This window comes from Vibrio misgurnus (genome assembly GCF_029635775.1).
Classification (GTDB): Bacteria; Pseudomonadota; Gammaproteobacteria; order Enterobacterales; family Vibrionaceae; genus Vibrio; species Vibrio chanodichtyis.
Genome location: NZ_CP113241.1, coordinates 1,487,808 through 1,504,598 on the forward strand (window position 1 = coordinate 1,487,808; position 16,791 = coordinate 1,504,598).

Genomic DNA, 16,791 nt, shown 5'->3' on the forward strand with positions numbered 1-16,791 from the left:
GCATTGATAAAGGTTGAATTTGTATGGCTACTATTAAGGATGTCGCTAAGGCGGCGGGCGTTTCTGTTGCAACGGTATCACGCGTGATTAATCAATCACCGAAAGCCAGTAAAAGCGCCATTGAGTCGGTCAATAAAGCCATGCACGAATTAGGCTATCGACCCAATGCTGCTGCGCGCGCATTAGTCAGTCAAAGTACTCATACCATGGGCGTGTTGGTGGCGGATGTCTCCGATCCTTTTTTTGGCACACTGGTTAAAGCGGTGGATACGATTGCTCATCAACATGGTAAACATTTACTGGTCGGCAATGGTTATCATAGCGCCGAAGATGAGCGCCGAGCGATTGAGCTACTGATCAACAACCACTGCGATGCCTTGGTGATTCACTCCAAAGCGTTATCTGATCAAGAGTTAATTGATTTTTCTAAAGAGACTAAAGGCATGGTGATCATCAACCGCCATATCCCGCAGTTAGCTGAACGCTGTATCTCACTCGATAACCATAAGGGCGCTTATTTGGCGACGGAATTTCTGATCCGCCAAGGGCATCAGCATATTGCCTGTATTGCCTCTAGCCACCCGATTGCCGATGCCGATGAGCGGATCGCTGGTTATCGTGCCGCATTAACGGCACACAATATTCAACTACCCGACTCTTATATTGAATATGGTGAGCCCAATAGTGAGGGCGGCGAATCAGCGATGACCAACTTGCTCACCAAAGCGATTGAGATGAGCGCAGTGGTCTCTTATAACGATTATATGGCGGCTGGTGCGTTGTCAGTGCTGGCCGAAAATGGCATTGCCACGCCAGAGCAGATATCGATAATTGGATTTGATGATGGCTTAATCGCGCGTTATGTTAAGCCTCGCTTAACCACTATCCGCTACCCGATCCAGATGATGGCAGAAAAAGCCGCCTTGCTGGCTTTGCAGTTATCTAAAGATGAAACGCTGATCGATGAGAGCCCAAAACGCTACTCACCGACTATGGTCAAGCGAGATTCTGTGACCACGGTTAATGCTCCGCGTTAAAAGATCAAAGCGTATGGCGAGTATTGTTAGCGTCAAGCCAACCTAAAAATCATGTTGGCGCATCGCTGATAATCGAGCTGGTGAGCGAACGGGTGAGTGACAACATTCGCCATAAAAAAACCTCATAGGCATTAGATGACAATTTATACAATCACTCCCCCAAGTCACTGTATAACCCAGCACGGAGCCTGCTCGTAGCAAGATCCGCTTACTGCACACCTAAGCCTAGAGGAAAAACCACTGACTCAACAGATACCCGCCCTACTTGAAGTTGTTTGGGTATAATCCGTGTCAAGCGAGTTATGGACAAATTGATTAAAATACAAACTGATAACAGGTTTGATGCTGGTAGCGCTCACCCGCTTTGAGTATTGCGGCCTGCCCATTCCACAGGCGCTGATTCGGCCCGTCAGGAAAATACTGGGTTTCTAACGCCACGCCATCATAAGCGGCATAGGTTTTCGAACGCCCAGGCGTACCGGCTAAAAAATTGCCTGAATAAAACTGCATCGCAGGTTTGGTAGTTTTCACCGTCATCTGCACATCCCCAGCCGGAGCAGTCAAGACCGCGGCCGCTTGTATGCCATCGGTCACCGGATCGCTAAACACCAAACAGTGATCATAGCCTTGGGCGATCTGCTGATCTTGATCGCTAAGTAGCTCCTCACCAATCAATTTGGCATGGTTAAAATCAAAGCTGGTACCCATCACCGACTTTAACTCTCCGGTTGGGATCAATCCGTTATCGGTAGGCAAATAGTGGGAAGCATGGATTTGTAACTTATGGGTAAGCGCATTGGCCACTGCGCCTTCTCCCGCTAAGTTAAAGTAAGCGTGATTGGTTAAATTCAGCGGTGACGCTTTATCGGTCTGAGCTTGATAAGCGATCAGCAATTGATTGTCATCACTCAGTGTATAAGTCACTTGCACGTCGAGATTACCCGGATAACCTTGGTCGCCATCGGCAGAGTGCAAGGTAAACCTCACCTGTTGTGCGCTTTGCTCAACGATCTGCCAGCGCCGTTTATCAAACCCTTGCAAACCACCGTGCAGAGCATTTTCCCCATTATTGATCGCCAGTTGATAACGCTCGCCATCTATTTCGAACTGCCCTTTAGCAATCCGGTTGGCAAAGCGACCAACAATCGCACCAAAATAAGCACCTTGCTTGAGGTGCTCTTCCATATTGGGAGAACGCAGCAACACTTCGCGCTCAGAACCATTGACTGGCAATGTGCAGCTTAACCACGTAGCCCCAATATCCATCAACACTACGCTCATACCTTGAGCATTCGTTAAATGAACAAATTTAGCTGGCTGCCCATCAAACGATGGGCTTTGGCCCATCGCTAAGGTCACTTGTTCAAAGTTTGACATTATTGCCCATCCTCAGCATCAATTAATTCACAACCAAGCCAGCACCTTGGGTAGATTGGCAGACATAAATTGCTGCGCTCAACCCTGTTGCCTGTTGATAATTAGCCTCAACCGTCGCGGTAACTTTATCAACCAGCGTTCTAGGCACTAAAGCCACCACACAACCACCAAAACCACCACCGGTCATACGTACACCACCTTGTTCACCGATGACTTGCTTGACCATCTCAACCAAAATATCAATTTCTGGCACGGTGATTTCAAAATCATCGCGCATCGATGCGTGAGATTCAGCCATCAGCTCACCCATTCGGCGCAGATCATTCTCGCCGAGTGCTCTCGCCGCTTCTAAGGTTCGAAGATTCTCAGTAATCACATGACGAGCACGTTTCGCCACGGTGGCTTCTAATTGAGCTTCTTGAGCCACAAATTGCTCAAGGCTGACATCTCTGAGTGCTTTAACCCCAAAAATACGCGCGGCGGCTTCACACTGCTGGCGACGAGTGTTGTATTCACTATCCACCAGCCCACGCTTTTTATTGGAGTTGATGATCACTACCGCCATCTCTTCTGGCATTGGCACCGCTTGCGTTTCTAGGCTACGGCAGTCTAATAACATGGCATGATTAGCACGCGCTTGTGCTGAAATCATCTGATCCATAATTCCGCAGTTGCAGCCGACAAACTCGTTCTCGGCTTGCTGGCCATTTAACGCAATATCCGCTTGGCTGATCGCTAAGTTAAACAGCTCTTTAAAGGTTTGTCCGATCACCACTTCAAGTGCTGCCGATGAGCTTAATCCTGCCCCTTGCGGAACATTGCCACTAACCGCAAGATCAACCCCTGACAATGAATGACCACGAGCCAGCAAACATTTCACTACTCCACGAATATAGTTCGCCCACATTTTATCGGCTTGAAAAGTGATCTCTTGGCTAAGGTCAAATTCATCTAACGCATTGCCATAATCGATGGAGATCACTCGTACCAGATGATCGTCACGCTTAGCTGCTGCCACCACCGTTTGATAATTAATCGCACAAGGTAAAACAAAGCCATCATTATAATCGGTGTGTTCACCAATTAAATTAACACGCCCCGGAGCCTGAACAATGTGGCTTGGCGCATAGCCAAACTCTTGCTCAAAAGATGTTTGCACATTTTGGATTAAATCAGACATGTTCAATTCCTAATCTTATCAATTCATTTTAATAATTGGTTTGTTCTTTGTAATGCACGTCACTGAGTTCACGTAGGCGCTGCGCCGCTTGTTCCGCGGTCAAATCACGTTGGCTCTCGGCCAGCATTTCATAGCCGACCATAAACTTGCGCACGCTAGCACTGCGTAATAGCGGTGGATAAAACAACGCATGTAATTGCCAATGGTCAATATTGGTGCCTTGTTCAAAAAAGGGCGCATAGTGCCAACCCATCGAATAAGGGAAAGAGCACTGGAATAAGTTGTCGTAGCGGCTGGTCAATTTTTTGATGGCGAGCGCTAAATCATCCCGCTCGTGATCAGACAGTTCATTCATACGCCGAATGTGCTTCTTGGGTAACAACATGGTTTCAAAAGGCCAAGCCGCCCAGTACGGTACCAGCGCTACCCAATGTTCCGTTTCCACCACAATACGTGCCCCATCGGCGAGCTCAGCTTGCACATAGTCGACCAGCAAATTGCGACCATATTGTTGAAAATAAGCGGTTAAATGCTGATCTTTACGCTCAATCTCATTGGGTAAGAAACTGTTTGCCCAAATTTGTCCATGGGGATGTGGTTGTGAACACCCCATGGTTTCGCCTTTGTTCTCAAACGCTTGAACCCAAACATACTCTTTACCGAGCTGTTCAATTTGTTCATTCCAGGTATCAATCACCCCACGAATTTTTTCAACCGGTAGCTCAGGCAACGTTTGGCTGTGATCCGGCGAAAAACAGATCACTCGACTTAACCCACGTACCCCTTGCATTTGGAACAACGGATTATCGCTTGCCGGAGCATCCGGTGAATCGACCATTAACGCGGCAAAATCGTTATTGAAAACATAGGTGCCGGAATAATTCGGGTTAACATCCCCCGAGATCCGCGTATTGGTTGGGCATAAAAAACACTGTTGATCATAGCTTGGTAACTCAGCCAGCGCTGGCTTTTCATCGGCCCCACTCCATGGCCGTTTGGCACGGTGCGGAGAAACTAAAATCCACTGGCCCGTTAATGGGTTATAGCGACGATGAGGGTGATCGACCGGATTAAATTTACTATTCGACATCTTTAATTACTCAACCTGCAAAGCGAAAATTAATAACCATTGGGGTTTTGAACCTGCCAATGCCAGGTATCTGCCGCCATTTGTGCAACGCTATATTGGGCTTTCCATCCCAGCTCACGCTCGGCTTTTTCAGTGCTGGCCCAACACTGGGCAATATCGCCCGCTCGGCGTGGGCAAACTTGATACGGAATTGGCTTACCACATGCCGCGCTGAACGCCGCCACCATTTCGAGCACGCTAGAGCCGTTACCCGTACCTAGGTTATAAATGTGTAATCCTGCGCTTTGCCCTACTGCTTTGAGCGCAGCAAGGTGGCCATCCGCCAAGTCCATCACATGAATATAATCACGCACCCCAGTACCATCGGTGGTGGCATAGTCATCACCAAAAACCGATAGCTTTTCTCGTCGTCCGACTGCAACTTGCGCAATAAACGGCATTAAATTATTGGGAATACCCTGCGGATCTTCACCCATGGTGCCCGATGGATGGGCGCCGACCGGATTAAAATAGCGTAATAAGGTGATACTCCAGTCCGGTTCCGCCACCAACAAATCGCGCAAGCATTGTTCAACCATGTGTTTACTGGTGCCATACGGATTGGTGGTTGCGCCAGTCGGCGATGATTCGGTGATAGGAACCGTTTGTGGGTCGCCATATACCGTCGCGGATGAGCTAAACACCATCGACTTCACGCCTGCCTTACGCATACTACGCAGCAACACTAATGAACCATTAACATTATTGTCATAGTATTCCAGTGGCTTAATCACCGATTCACCCACCGCTTTTAGCCCGGCAAAATGAATCACCGCTTGGATGCGATGGGCAGCAAAAATCGAATCAAGCAGCGCTTCATCTCGCACATCACCTTGATAAAAAGTCGGTTTTTTACCCGTTAGTGCTTCAATACGATTTAACACTTCCGCTTTGGCATTACATAAATTATCCACGATGATCGGCTCAAGACCGGCCTCTATCATCTGTACACAAGTATGGCTACCTATGTACCCAATACCTCCAGTAATCAATACGCTCATAACTCACCCCTTGGCTCAGTTCAACACGATTGATTCTAGCAGCACCATTGCGCGTATTTCTGTGATAAAAACCCCAAAGTGGAAACGTTTACATGATAATTACCCAAGATGAATGCCTATATCATTCGCAATCATTGATAAGCAAACAGCAACCACCACACAAGTAATGAGTAACGTTTACATCAATAAGTACGCAATCAATATAAAAAAATCGCGGCTCACAAGTCACTGCAAGCCGCGATTAAAGAGGTGATATTGATTAAACAGGCTGTGTAAGCAATAAAGGCCAATCCCTTACCTCTATTGCTTTACACTTCAACAAGCTTGTTTGCCCAAACGTTACCGAGCAAATATATGACTAGCCATTCGGCTCAGTTGAGCGCGCCCCAACCACACTCGTGTCAATGTGAGTAACAGGATAATACTCGCAACAGCTAGCATTCCCCACTCAGCATGCTGCAGATGGGTGGCGAGTGCCCCGATCATCAGCAAAGCTAAACCGATACTGCTCAAGCCAGCCAAGCGTTGTAGGAGCAAGCCTATTCCTCCCATCACTTCGAGCAGGCCAATCACATACATAAACCACAGTGCATAGCCCCAGCGTGCAAATGCTGCCATTTCAAACTCTAAGCTCGCAAGCTTAGCGATTCCGGAAGCGAGAAAAATCAAGGATAATACTGCACTCAATATATGGATTTTCATTGTTCACTCCTTGCAATTAATTGGCGCTGTATTATTGATTAGCCAACTGCTCTCGAGACAGATTGCAGTAATGCCATACCACACCAAGGAAGACTAAGTCCTTAACCAGAAAGAAATTAGTGATCGGAACACCATCAGCCCATTTCCAAATCCCAGGAACGGTAAACAGAAAGCTTAATGTGGCGATAAAAGTGATGATCGCCCCCCAGCTACTCCAATAAGCAAGACGTGGCTGCCAAAGTCCTGCAATTAACCCTGCGGCGATGACAATCTCAACCAAACCGATCAGATTCGATACCCCCTGCTCAGAAAGAAAGGAGTACAGCCAGTTCATTAATGGATGACTCGCAACCCAAGGCCGAATCGCCGCCGCTTCGGTTGGCGTAAATTTGAAAATGCCAATCCAAAGTAGGGTGAGCACGACACCAGCCAGAGCAACAAGGAAACCAATCTCATAACGCTGCAAAAGGCTAAAGTGGCATTTCGCCGATTGAGAGGTGATGGAATTACAGCTCATAGTCATATCCTATATGTTAGTCAGAGTGAGATAGCAGTCTGGCGCACATCGTGATATGTTTTATAACTCATAGTCGCCAAATACTCACAATTCGTCTCAAATATGGATCCGCTTTCTATTTTACTGGCACATACTAACCCACGCGCTCAACTCTTTTTTGCGGGTAACCTCTGCTTAAATTCCGATAGCCAAGACTATCCCGCAGGGGGACATCTGCATCTACTGCGTAGTGGTGAACTGACTCTGCACTATGAGGGGGCGGAATCACGTTTACTGGCCGAGCAAACTTTGATTTTTTTTCCAAGCGGTCTGGCCCATCGCATGCAGCCACGCCAACTCGGTGGATGCGATCTTGTCTGCGCTTCTGTTTCATTCAGTCAAACCGCAACCTCACCACTGAAATTGGCGCTACCAGATGCTGTGATACTGCCATTACGTGAACTGCCTGCTCTAGAGCCATTGCTGACTCTACTGTTTGATGAAGCATTTACTAGCCGCTATGGCCAACAACCCGTTCTCACTCGCTTACTGGAAACCTTACTGATTTTGCTATTGCGACATATGGTGGAAAATGGTCTGTGCCAGCAAGGTACTCTCGCTGGTTTATCCGATCCTCGCCTCGCAAAAGCGATAGCTGCCATACATTTACGGGCGGAAGAAAAATGGACCGTGGCCACATTAGCCAAACAAGCTGGAATGTCACGTGCACGGTTTGCGGCACATTTTCAAATGCACATCGGCATGCCACCGTTAGCCTACCTAACCCAATGGCGAATGTTACTCGCCGGTCAACAATTACTGATTGGTGAATCAATTATGCAAGTCGCTTTAAGCGCAGGCTACAGTGGCAGCATCGCGTTCAGTCGAGCCTTTGAACGTGAGTTTGGAGTAAGCCCGGGTCGCTGGCTCAAAATGCAGCAAAGTGAAGTCAAAGACCCATCACTCAGTTAACTTCTCAAATCACTAAGCTGACTCTAAGCAAAACCAAACCGCATAGTCGCAACATCTCCTGCGTGTGAGCAAAGCCACCAACCTGTAATTTTATAACGATTGTTGAACTCATTAACCGATTTACAAGCACTTAAAGTCAAAAATTAGCCTTAGGCGCTATTTTTATTACATTTTTAGGTTATTGATTTACCATCCGTATAAAAAATAAAATTTAAAACCACTAACACTATGATTTAATAGTCTTATTAACTGGAAGTTGATCGTTATTACAGCTTCATATTTGGCTATCAAGCCAAATCTATAGTGATATATTTTACGGGTGGATATTAATGAAAGCGCGTGGACCGTTTTGCATTCGTCATGCAGCGGCAGATACTTTTGCCATGGTTGTATTTTGTTTTGTGACTGGAATGATGATTGAAGTGCTGATTTCTGGCATGACTTTACAACAATCGCTTGCCTCGCGTACCCTATCGATTCCGGTCAATATAGCGATCGCTTGGCCGTATGGCGTATTTCGCGACTATGTGTTGCGACAAGGTTATAAGCTTTCCAGCCACAGTGGGATGAAAAATCTGAGCGACTTGGTCGCTTACGTTCTCTTTCAATCCCCGGTCTATGCTGCCATTTTGTTCACGGTTGGTGCTTCTAGCGATCAAATCATCACCGCAGTGGGCACCAATGCATTAGTGTCATGTGCGATGGGCGTGTTATACGGTTATTTCCTCGACATGTGCCGTCGTTGGTTTAAAGTGCCCGGCTATACGGTTTCGGAAAGCTAAACCGAGTGAACGATAGTCAGCCGATTTTTAGCTGCACTTTTCATCGATGAGTAATGGCGTAACATCCACAACCGTTAACGTGACTGGTTGATTGAATGGCTCATGAGCCTATCAAAACAAGATTCGGCCAACAAGCGAGTGCTCTGCGCCCACTTTACCGCTAAACTAGCGCCCTGACTGACGATATCGAGCCCAAATACTCATGCAAAGCTTACAACAAATCCTGCAACAGCCAGAATTAGAACATAAACTGCTCAACCAAGCGAAAACGGTTGGTTTTGTCACCTCAATGGCCTGTTGCCCCAATGTTCTGCCGCCTGAAGAGTGGCTACCATTTCTATGGGGAGGCGAAGAAAACGCCCCATTTACCGATGCCACTCAATTAGAAACCTATCTTCAGCATATTATTCAACTTTGGAACACCTCCCGCCAGCAACTGCTCAGCGCTGAATGGCAGTGGCCAGCAGAGTATGCGCTAGATGAGCAAGAGATTGTCAATCAAGCTGTGCGTGATTTTTGTGAAGGGATGCTGCAAGGCTGGCAGTTGGCGCGTGATGATTGGGAAGTTCTGATGCCAGAACAAAGCTCCGATAATACATTGCTTGGCGGCGTGCTACTCTCGCTGAGCATGTTGTACGATCCGGAAACCTCCATCGCCACACTTTATGATCAAGGTGTTACCGGTTTAGAACAATTTGCCGAAATTTATGCGGCGATTCCCGCCATGCTAAGCGGCATCACCCAACGTGGTGTGGCACTAGCCGAAGCACAATAAGCCCCAATTAGCCGCCAAAAGCTGTTCAGAGCAAAATGCATGCAAAGCTGTGCGCAAAAAAATGCCCATCCACTAGGGGTTGGGCATTTTTAGTCTCAGCATCGATATCGGCTAGCCTATGCGTTACCTTTTACTCTCAGGTTCAGTTGCTGTGCAAACTCCAGCATTCGATTTAAGGGGATCAGCGATTTTTGTCTCAGCGCTTCATCAACAAAAATTTCGTGCTCTTCACCACCATCACGCAACGCTTTAGCAATCGCAGTTAAACCGTTCATCGCCATCCACGGACAATGGGCACAGCTACGACAAGTAGCACCCGCACCCGCCGTCGGAGCTTCAAACAGCTCTTTGTCTGGTACCATTTGTTGCATTTTAAAGAAGATGCCTTTATCGGTCGCCACAATCATTTTTTGTTGTGGTAAGGTTTGAGCCGCTTTGATCAATTGACTGGTTGAACCCACCGCGTCAGCTAATTCAACCACACTAGACGGCGATTCCGGATGTACCAAAACTGCCGCATCCGGATGCAGTGCTTTCATTTTGCGTAATGCACCAGCAGAAAACTCATCGTGAACCACACACTCACCTTGCCAAAGCAACATATCGGCACCGGTTTTATGGGCGATATAAGAGCCTAGATGGCGATCCGGAGCCCAAATAATCGACTTGCCTTGAGCATCTAGGTGTTCGACAATTTCTAACGCAATACTGGAGGTGACGACCCAATCAGCACGCGCTTTAACCGCAGCAGAAGTGTTGGCATACACTACAACGGTATGATCTGGATGCGCATCGCAAAACTCGGTGAACTTATCCGCTGGGCAACCTAAATCGAGTGAGCATTCGGCTTGTAAGGTTGGCATTAAAATCCGTTTTTCAGGGGTAAGGATCTTCGCCGATTCCCCCATAAAGCGCACACCAGCAATGATCAGCGTAGTTGCCGCATGATGATTGCCAAACTTGGCCATTTCTAGTGAATCACCCACAAAGCCACCGGTTGCTTCAGCCAGTGCCTGAATTTCCGGATCGGTATAATAATGGGCAATTAACACCGCATTTTTTTCAATCAATAGCTGTTTGATTTGGGCGATATAAGCTTGCTTCTCCTCACGAGTGAGCGGGATCGGCTTAGGAGGAAAAGGATAAACGGTATTGATAGTATCGAGTATGTGGCTCATGACTCTTGCTCTGCACAACTTTCATAGACCGCGCATTGTACACCTGAAATAAAGCTGTAAGCAAAAGTGAATCACACCAATTAGGAATATGCTTAAAAGGGCTGAATACTCAGCCCTTTTAATTTATTTTAAATTCTGTTTGGCAATTTCCGCCGAGGCACTGTCAGGGTATTCATCCATCGTTTGCTGATAAAACTTACGCGCTTGCTCAGCATTATTATTACGCTTAGCAATATCGCCCAATTTCACCAACGCATCGGCACGTTTATTTGAATCACGCTGAGAGACCACCGCCGCAAAACTCTTAGCTGCCGCTTGATCATCTTTGTTGGCAAAATAGAGTTGGCCTAACCAATAGTGGGCATTAGCCGATAAAGTCGAGTTGGGATAATCACTCTGAAACTGCTGAAACGCAGCAATCGCACCGGCGTAATCACGCTTTTTGAGGATCAGATCCACTGCATTTTGATAAGCCGCTTGCTCATTGGTATCACTACTGAATGTGCCTTGTGCAGCATCATTGCTGTTAGCGACTGAAGCAGCACTTGCTGCCGCGGGTGATTTAAGCTCACCACGCACTCGATCAAGTTCTACAAACAACTCACGTTGACGTTGCAACATTTGCTGCATGTCGTAGTTATTTTTTTCAATTTGGCCCCGTAGTTCATTGACCTCAAGTACCATGTCATCGAGCTGCTTTTGCATTTGCAACTGCACAAGATTACGGCTCTCAACTAAACGCTCAAGGCGTTCAAGGTCAGAATTCCGCGAACCACTCGCAGAACCAGCGGATACGTTGCGACTTAGGTCAGATACTGGAGCCGGTGCAGCGAGTACTTGACCCGCTGCACTAGCCAGTAACATCAGCATCACAACGTGCTTTAAGTTACTGAACATGAGGCATCACCTCAATTAGTAAACCAGAACTGCACGACGGTTTTTCGCGTACACATCTTCTGATTGACCAAGCATTAGCGGTTTCTCTTCGCCGTAGCTTACGATAGCGATTTGCTCAGTTTGCACGCCTAAAGCTTCTAGGTACTTAGCCACCGCTTGAGCACGACGCTCGCCCAGTGCAATGTTGTACTCTGGTGTACCACGCTCATCCGCATGACCTTCAACAGTCACTTTCAGGCTTGGGTTTTTAACCAAGTAAGTAGCATGTGCTGCTAACATGGTTTCGTAATCGCTGGCAATCGTTGCATTGTCGAATGCGAAGTAGATTGTTTGGTTTTGACGCAGTGCTTGTTGTTGCAGTTCTTGCTCAGTCAGTTGACCTTGCGCAGACAAAGCATTGCCATCAACATTAGAAACTTCAGATTGATTATTAGTTTGCGAACCTGAATTTGCTGCATCGTCACTTGAACTACAAGCAGTAACCGCTAAAACCGGTAGCGCAATCAATAGCCCTTTAAGAACTTTGTTAAGTTTCATTTTTTATTCCTTTCTATAAAACAGTTACTTGTTATAAAAACGGTGACCATGCTGGAGCGCGAACACGTCCATTGGTTGCCGGTAATCTTGCTTTAAAACGTCCATCAATGGAAACCATCGACAACACGTTGGCCTTATTGTAGATGGAGCTGTAAATCACCATACCACCATTGGGCGCAATACTTGGGGACTCATCTAACAGTGTTTTGGTTAGGATCTGCATTGCCCCGGTTTCTAAATCCTGCTTAGCGAGATTAAAGCCCGCATCACTACGATTGACCATCACCAAAAATTTACCATCTGGCGTGATTTGACCACCGAGGTTCTGGCTACCTTGCCAAGTTAAACGCTTAGTTTCACCGCTGGCTAAATTTACTTGATAAATCTGTGGTTTACCACCACGATCTGAGGTGAAAATTAACGATTTACCATCTGGATGCCAGAACGGCTCGGTGTTATTCGCACGACCAGTTGTGACCTCTTTTAAGCGTCGAGTGGCCAAGTCCATCGTGTAGACCTGTAAATTACCCGTTTTTGATAATACCAGCGCTAGAGTTTTACCATCTGGTGAGAATCTAGGCGCACCATTATGGCGTGGGAATGAGGTCAACTTTTCACGCTGGCCAGTATAGATGTTCATCATGTAAATTTCAGCTTGCCCGTTTTGAAAACTTACATAAGCAAGCATTTGACCATCTGGTGACCAAGCGGGTGACATCAAAGGTTGTTTAGATCGCAGCACTAGCCGTTCATTATAACCATCATAGTCCGCAATTCTCAGTTGATAAGGATAAGGGTCCTTATCATTGACCACCACATAAGCAATCCGAGTTAAAAATGCACCGCGTTCACCGGTGAGTTCTTCATATACTAAATCGGCAATCCGGTGAGCATACTCACGCAGCCGTGAAGCTGGTACTGTCGCTACTTTATTGAACAGCACATGATCTTTTGAAAGTACCAGTTGGCCATCCTGAGACAGTGATTTACTCTGCCCTTGCGTCAATTGACCACGAACAATGTCGATCAATTGATAATTGATCACATAATTACCCTCAGCATTCTGCGTGATGTTTCCGGTCAATAACGCATCGACCCCCATGGAGGTCCATTGGGTAAAATTCACTTGCTCATCGCTGTAGGGCGTTTGCGGCATATTATTGGTCGGTATAGGGCTAAACTTGCCACTGCGTTGTAAATCCGAAGCAATGACCGCCGAAACATCTTCCGGTAATTTGATCCCACCATCCCACTTGAAAGGGACAATCGCAATCGGACGTGCCGAATCAATACCGTCGGTGATCACCAGTTCTAATGCCGCATTAGCGACATGAACAGAGCTAGTACCGATGAGCATCAACATAAAAACTAATCGCTTAAACACAAGCCTTCCCTTCCTTATTCAGGTGCTACGGTTAAATTAATATTTCTTAGTTTTTCCACTACGTCAGGTTGATCCTTAGGTAGTGGAAAACTGTCCACTTGTGCCACGGCTCGTTGGGTTGCTGCGCACAAACGGCTATCACCATCAATCACGCTAAGGCTGCCCAGTAAAGCTCCTGTTCCGGTAGGGATCAGCCTTAAATTCACCCGGCACTGCTTACCTCTAAAACTCTCTTCCACTAATAAATTCTGGCGAATCAATTGGGTATAAATTGCACCGTAACGGCCAACTTCTGAAGTCACAAACTGTTGCCGCGCAGCATTATTTTGCTGATTTTCACTACTCAAACTGCCAAAAATGTCATTCAGTGCCGCTTCTTGTGCTTTACGCTCAGCCGCAGCTTTAGCGGCACGTTCTTTCTCTTGGCGCGCTTTCTCTGCCGCTTCTTTTGCCGCTTTTTCTTTGGCTAAACGTTCTTGCTCAGCTTTCGCGGCCAGCTCTTGCTCGCGTTTAGCTTTCTCTTGAGCTTGTTTGGCTTCCTGTTCCCGTTGGATGCGCTGCTGCTCAGCTTTGGCTGCCGCCGCTTCTTTGGCGACTCGCTCTTGTTCGGCTTTTCTCGCCGCATCTTCTTGAACTTTACGTTCAGCGGCGGCTTTAGCGGCACGCTGCTGTTCTTCACGCGCTTGTTGCTCGGCGGCAACACGCTGTTGCTCTTGCTGCTGGCGTAATTTTTCCGCTTCGCGGGCGGCCTTTGCGTCTTTGGCTTGCTGCTCTTTGAGCTGACGGATCCGCTCTTCTTCCGCTTGACGGTTTTTCTCAAGCAGCTCACTTTCTCGACGCAATTTATCTAATCGTTGCTGCTCTTTTTTAGCCGCTTCTTCGCGTTGATTACGAATTTGCTGGGCTTGTTGGCGCACCAATTGCGGATCAATCACCACCGCTTCAATCATTTGTCCTGTCGGTTCAGGCTCCGACATGCTGAAATCTGCGCCCCAGAATAAAATCACCACTAAAGCACCATGCATAGCCAGTGAAAGCGCGATTGATTTAGCATTACTACTGGTTCTGGACTTATTCTCTTTCATGCTCAATGTGAAACCTACTACTTAAGGTCGGTGAGTAACCCTACTTTGGGAATGCCGGCTCGACTCAACTCATCCAATACCAAAACAATCTCTGCATAAGGCGTAGCAGCATCCCCACCCACGGCAACTGGCGAATTAGGTTTAAGGCTCAATTCGGCTTTAACACGTACGATCACATCTTGCAGTGATAACCCGCGCTGTACATCCTCATCATTGACACTCAAGCCAACATTACCCTCTTTATCGACCTCAACAATAATAAAACTTGAATCGCTCTCTCCGGCCATATCGGCAGCTGATTTTGCCGAATGTGTTTTGGGTAATTCAACATCAACGCCTTGAGTGACAAATGGCGAAGTCACCATAAAGATAATCAACAGAACCAGCATAACGTCGATATAAGGCACCACGTTAATTTCTGCTTTCATCTCACGCTTTTTCGGTTGATAACCAGCCATAGCTACTCTCGACCCGCCATCGCTTGACGGTGCAAAATAGTATGGAACTCTTCAGAGAAAGTCGCATAGGTGTGCTCAAGCTTACTGACCTTATGGCTCAAACGGTTATACGCCATGACTGCAGGAATAGCGGCAAACAGGCCAATTGCAGTCGCAATCAGGGCTTCAGCAATCCCTGGCGCCACCATTGCCAGCGTGGCTTGCTTAACTTCACCAAGAGCAATAAAAGCATGCATAATGCCCCACACCGTGCCGAATAGACCGATATAAGGGCTGATAGAGCCAACCGTCGCCAAAAAAGGCAAACTGGTTTCTAAAGAATCCACTTCACGTGCTACCGCGACGCGCATCGCCCGTCCGGTGCCTTCCATCACAAAATCTGGGGCACTAGGATTGGTTTTACGTAAACGAGCAAACTCGGTAAAGCCAGCATAAAAGATCTCCTGAATACCATAGATCTCGTCTTTGCGTTTTTTTACATCTTGATAAAGAGCACCAAGATCAAGCCCAGACCAAAAACGGTCTTCAAATGCATCCGCTTCACGCTCCGCAGCGGCAATCACTCTACTGCGTTTGATAATGGCCGCCCAAGAAGCCACCGACATGCCTAGCAAGGTCAACATGACCATTTTTACCAAAAAACTGGCTTGTAAAAAAAGATCCAGAAATGAAATATCAGCGCTCACTACCGTTAAACTCCAAACTGATTAATTGAGGCAATGCCTTCGGCCTCATATTTTCATGATCAATACATGCTACCTTAACCTTCGCTTTAGACAATACAGCGCCGTCAGGATTAACCAGTTCCTGACAGAAGGTTAAAGAAGCTTTTCTTAATTCAGACACGTAAGTGATCACTTCAAGGTGGTCATCTAATTTTGCCCCTTTAAGAAAATCTATCTCCATGTGTCTGACCACAAAACCTGTATTTTGTTGCAGCAAACTTTGCTGATTAACGCCAAATGCTCGTAGCATTTCCGTACGAGCTCTTTCAAAGAATTTGAGATAATTGGCGTGATAAACGACACCACCAGCGTCAGTATCTTCGTAATACACTGTCACAGGCCAACGAAAAGTTTTCATGGTTTTGATAAAAATCTCATATACCTAGGATCGGCCGCTACTATAACGCAACTCTTCGATGATAGTACAAATGCGGATAAAGTTTTCTTAAGCGAATAATAAAAAATTGGCGCTATCTCAAAGAGACAGCGCCAATCTGCTTAAAAGCTCGTCAATTATTAACCCATCAGCTATACCCAAACAACTTGGAGTTGCAGGTAGGCGGCAAGTGAGTGAATCCCCATGAGCATAGGCAAACTATGTGATTGGGGTGAGCAAACGTAGCCAATACCGCTGCAACTTCAAGTAGGAAGAGGATAACCGATAAATGGCACCAAGGTCAGATAACTCAAGATCGTCAGTGAGATATAGGGACTAAACACCACCTGCCATAGCCAGTAACGCGGTTTAAACCCGATACCAAATATCATACTGGCACAGATAGCCCAGATCATCAGCGGAGCAAGCAGTGCGTTAAAGCCACCAATCCGAGCGGCATAACTGCTGGGATCCCACATCACCATTGCCGTATGGTAAAAACCTAACCCTAAAGATAAGGCCTGTAACCAGGCCTTATCTGTGATGCGGTGGAAAACGGCGATCTGTTCAGACCACGATTTCAACCGATTATTCACTATCTTTATCCATCATCTCAGAATGCTCTAGCCAAAGAGCATTGATGATACCGAATGAACAGGCCAGCAATACGCCCAAAATCCATGCGAAATACCACATAATA

Annotated in this window: 20 protein-coding genes; 4 read left to right on the forward strand and 16 right to left on the reverse strand. The window is 46.8% G+C overall.

Annotation, left to right across the window (positions count from 1 at the left end):
• Positions 1–23 precede the first annotated feature (23 nt).
• Complete coding sequence (locus tag OOK74_RS06915; protein WP_278182475.1) at positions 24–1,037, forward strand: substrate-binding domain-containing protein; 1,014 nt, start codon at positions 24–26, stop codon at positions 1,035–1,037.
• A 315-nt stretch (positions 1,038–1,352) separates the two neighbouring features.
• Here OOK74_RS06915 and galM read toward each other — a convergent pair whose 3' ends face one another.
• The 6 genes from galM to OOK74_RS06945 all read right to left on the reverse strand — a co-directional run bounded on the left by galM (position 1,353) and on the right by OOK74_RS06945 (position 6,949).
• The gene (gene galM / locus OOK74_RS06920; protein WP_430741936.1) at positions 1,353–2,414 is read right to left on the reverse strand and encodes a galactose-1-epimerase; all 1,062 of its coding nucleotides are present in this window, start codon (positions 2,412–2,414) and stop codon (positions 1,353–1,355) included.
• A gap of 22 nt (positions 2,415–2,436) precedes the next feature.
• Positions 2,437–3,594 (reverse strand): galactokinase, encoded by a 1,158-nt coding sequence (galK, locus tag OOK74_RS06925; protein ID WP_277205971.1) that lies wholly within the window; start codon positions 3,592–3,594, stop codon positions 2,437–2,439.
• Positions 3,595–3,622: 28 nt separating this feature from the next.
• Complete coding sequence (locus OOK74_RS06930) at positions 3,623–4,684, reverse strand: UDP-glucose--hexose-1-phosphate uridylyltransferase (RefSeq protein ID WP_278182476.1); 1,062 nt, start codon at positions 4,682–4,684, stop codon at positions 3,623–3,625.
• Between the two features lie 29 nt (positions 4,685–4,713).
• Entirely contained in the window at positions 4,714–5,724 is a 1,011-nt protein-coding gene (gene galE / locus OOK74_RS06935; protein ID WP_277205973.1) for a UDP-glucose 4-epimerase GalE, read from the reverse strand.
• Positions 5,725–6,063: 339 nt separating this feature from the next.
• Positions 6,064–6,426 (reverse strand): DoxX family protein, encoded by a 363-nt coding sequence (locus OOK74_RS06940; RefSeq protein ID WP_278182477.1) that lies wholly within the window; start codon positions 6,424–6,426, stop codon positions 6,064–6,066.
• A gap of 31 nt (positions 6,427–6,457) precedes the next feature.
• The gene (locus OOK74_RS06945; RefSeq protein WP_406707927.1) at positions 6,458–6,949 is read right to left on the reverse strand and encodes a DUF417 family protein; all 492 of its coding nucleotides are present in this window, start codon (positions 6,947–6,949) and stop codon (positions 6,458–6,460) included.
• 96 nt (positions 6,950–7,045) lie between these two features.
• On the opposite strand from OOK74_RS06945, the gene OOK74_RS06950 reads away from it, so the two are divergent.
• The 3 genes from OOK74_RS06950 (at position 7,046) to OOK74_RS06960 (ending at position 9,451) form a co-directional block, all read left to right on the forward strand.
• A complete protein-coding gene (locus OOK74_RS06950) occupies positions 7,046–7,894 on the forward strand; it encodes an AraC family transcriptional regulator (protein WP_278182478.1) in 849 nt (282 codons plus the stop codon).
• Positions 7,895–8,223: 329 nt separating this feature from the next.
• Positions 8,224–8,676 carry an L-alanine exporter AlaE gene (locus tag OOK74_RS06955; RefSeq protein WP_274721390.1) on the forward strand — a complete coding sequence of 151 codons (453 nt, stop codon included), beginning with the start codon at positions 8,224–8,226 and terminating at the stop codon, positions 8,674–8,676.
• Between the two features lie 202 nt (positions 8,677–8,878).
• Positions 8,879–9,451: a YecA family protein gene (locus tag OOK74_RS06960; protein WP_274721389.1), complete on the forward strand. Its 573-nt coding sequence runs from the start codon at positions 8,879–8,881 to the stop codon at positions 9,449–9,451.
• Between the two features lie 116 nt (positions 9,452–9,567).
• On the opposite strand, the gene nadA is transcribed toward OOK74_RS06960, so the two are convergent.
• The 10 genes from nadA to cydX form a co-directional block, all read right to left on the reverse strand.
• Complete coding sequence (gene nadA, locus OOK74_RS06965; protein ID WP_274721388.1) at positions 9,568–10,629, reverse strand: quinolinate synthase NadA; 1,062 nt, start codon at positions 10,627–10,629, stop codon at positions 9,568–9,570.
• Positions 10,630–10,752: 123 nt separating this feature from the next.
• Complete coding sequence (gene ybgF / locus OOK74_RS06970; protein ID WP_274721387.1) at positions 10,753–11,526, reverse strand: tol-pal system protein YbgF; 774 nt, start codon at positions 11,524–11,526, stop codon at positions 10,753–10,755.
• Between the two features lie 15 nt (positions 11,527–11,541).
• A complete protein-coding gene (pal, locus tag OOK74_RS06975; RefSeq protein ID WP_274721386.1) occupies positions 11,542–12,063 on the reverse strand; it encodes a peptidoglycan-associated lipoprotein Pal in 522 nt (173 codons plus the stop codon).
• A 31-nt stretch (positions 12,064–12,094) separates the two neighbouring features.
• Positions 12,095–13,426, reverse strand: coding sequence for a Tol-Pal system beta propeller repeat protein TolB (gene tolB, locus OOK74_RS06980; protein ID WP_488356475.1), 1,332 nt, complete (start codon positions 13,424–13,426; stop codon positions 12,095–12,097).
• 35 nt (positions 13,427–13,461) lie between these two features.
• Positions 13,462–14,532: a cell envelope integrity protein TolA gene (gene tolA / locus OOK74_RS06985; RefSeq protein ID WP_274721384.1), complete on the reverse strand. Its 1,071-nt coding sequence runs from the start codon at positions 14,530–14,532 to the stop codon at positions 13,462–13,464.
• 17 nt (positions 14,533–14,549) lie between these two features.
• Positions 14,550–14,990: a protein TolR gene (gene tolR / locus OOK74_RS06990; RefSeq protein WP_274721383.1), complete on the reverse strand. Its 441-nt coding sequence runs from the start codon at positions 14,988–14,990 to the stop codon at positions 14,550–14,552.
• 2 nt (positions 14,991–14,992) lie between these two features.
• Positions 14,993–15,676 (reverse strand): protein TolQ, encoded by a 684-nt coding sequence (gene tolQ, locus OOK74_RS06995; protein ID WP_274721382.1) that lies wholly within the window; start codon positions 15,674–15,676, stop codon positions 14,993–14,995.
• Positions 15,666–16,073 (reverse strand): tol-pal system-associated acyl-CoA thioesterase, encoded by a 408-nt coding sequence (ybgC, locus tag OOK74_RS07000; RefSeq protein WP_166014766.1) that lies wholly within the window; start codon positions 16,071–16,073, stop codon positions 15,666–15,668. Before ybgC ends, tolQ begins: the two co-directional genes overlap by 11 nt.
• A gap of 281 nt (positions 16,074–16,354) precedes the next feature.
• On the reverse strand, positions 16,355–16,675 hold the full coding sequence (gene ybgE, locus OOK74_RS07005; protein ID WP_274721553.1) for a cyd operon protein YbgE: 321 nt from the start codon (positions 16,673–16,675) through the stop codon (positions 16,355–16,357).
• A gap of 4 nt (positions 16,676–16,679) precedes the next feature.
• Positions 16,680–16,787: a cytochrome bd-I oxidase subunit CydX gene (gene cydX / locus OOK74_RS07010; RefSeq protein WP_087479513.1), complete on the reverse strand. Its 108-nt coding sequence runs from the start codon at positions 16,785–16,787 to the stop codon at positions 16,680–16,682.
• Positions 16,788–16,791: the final 4 nt, after the last annotated feature.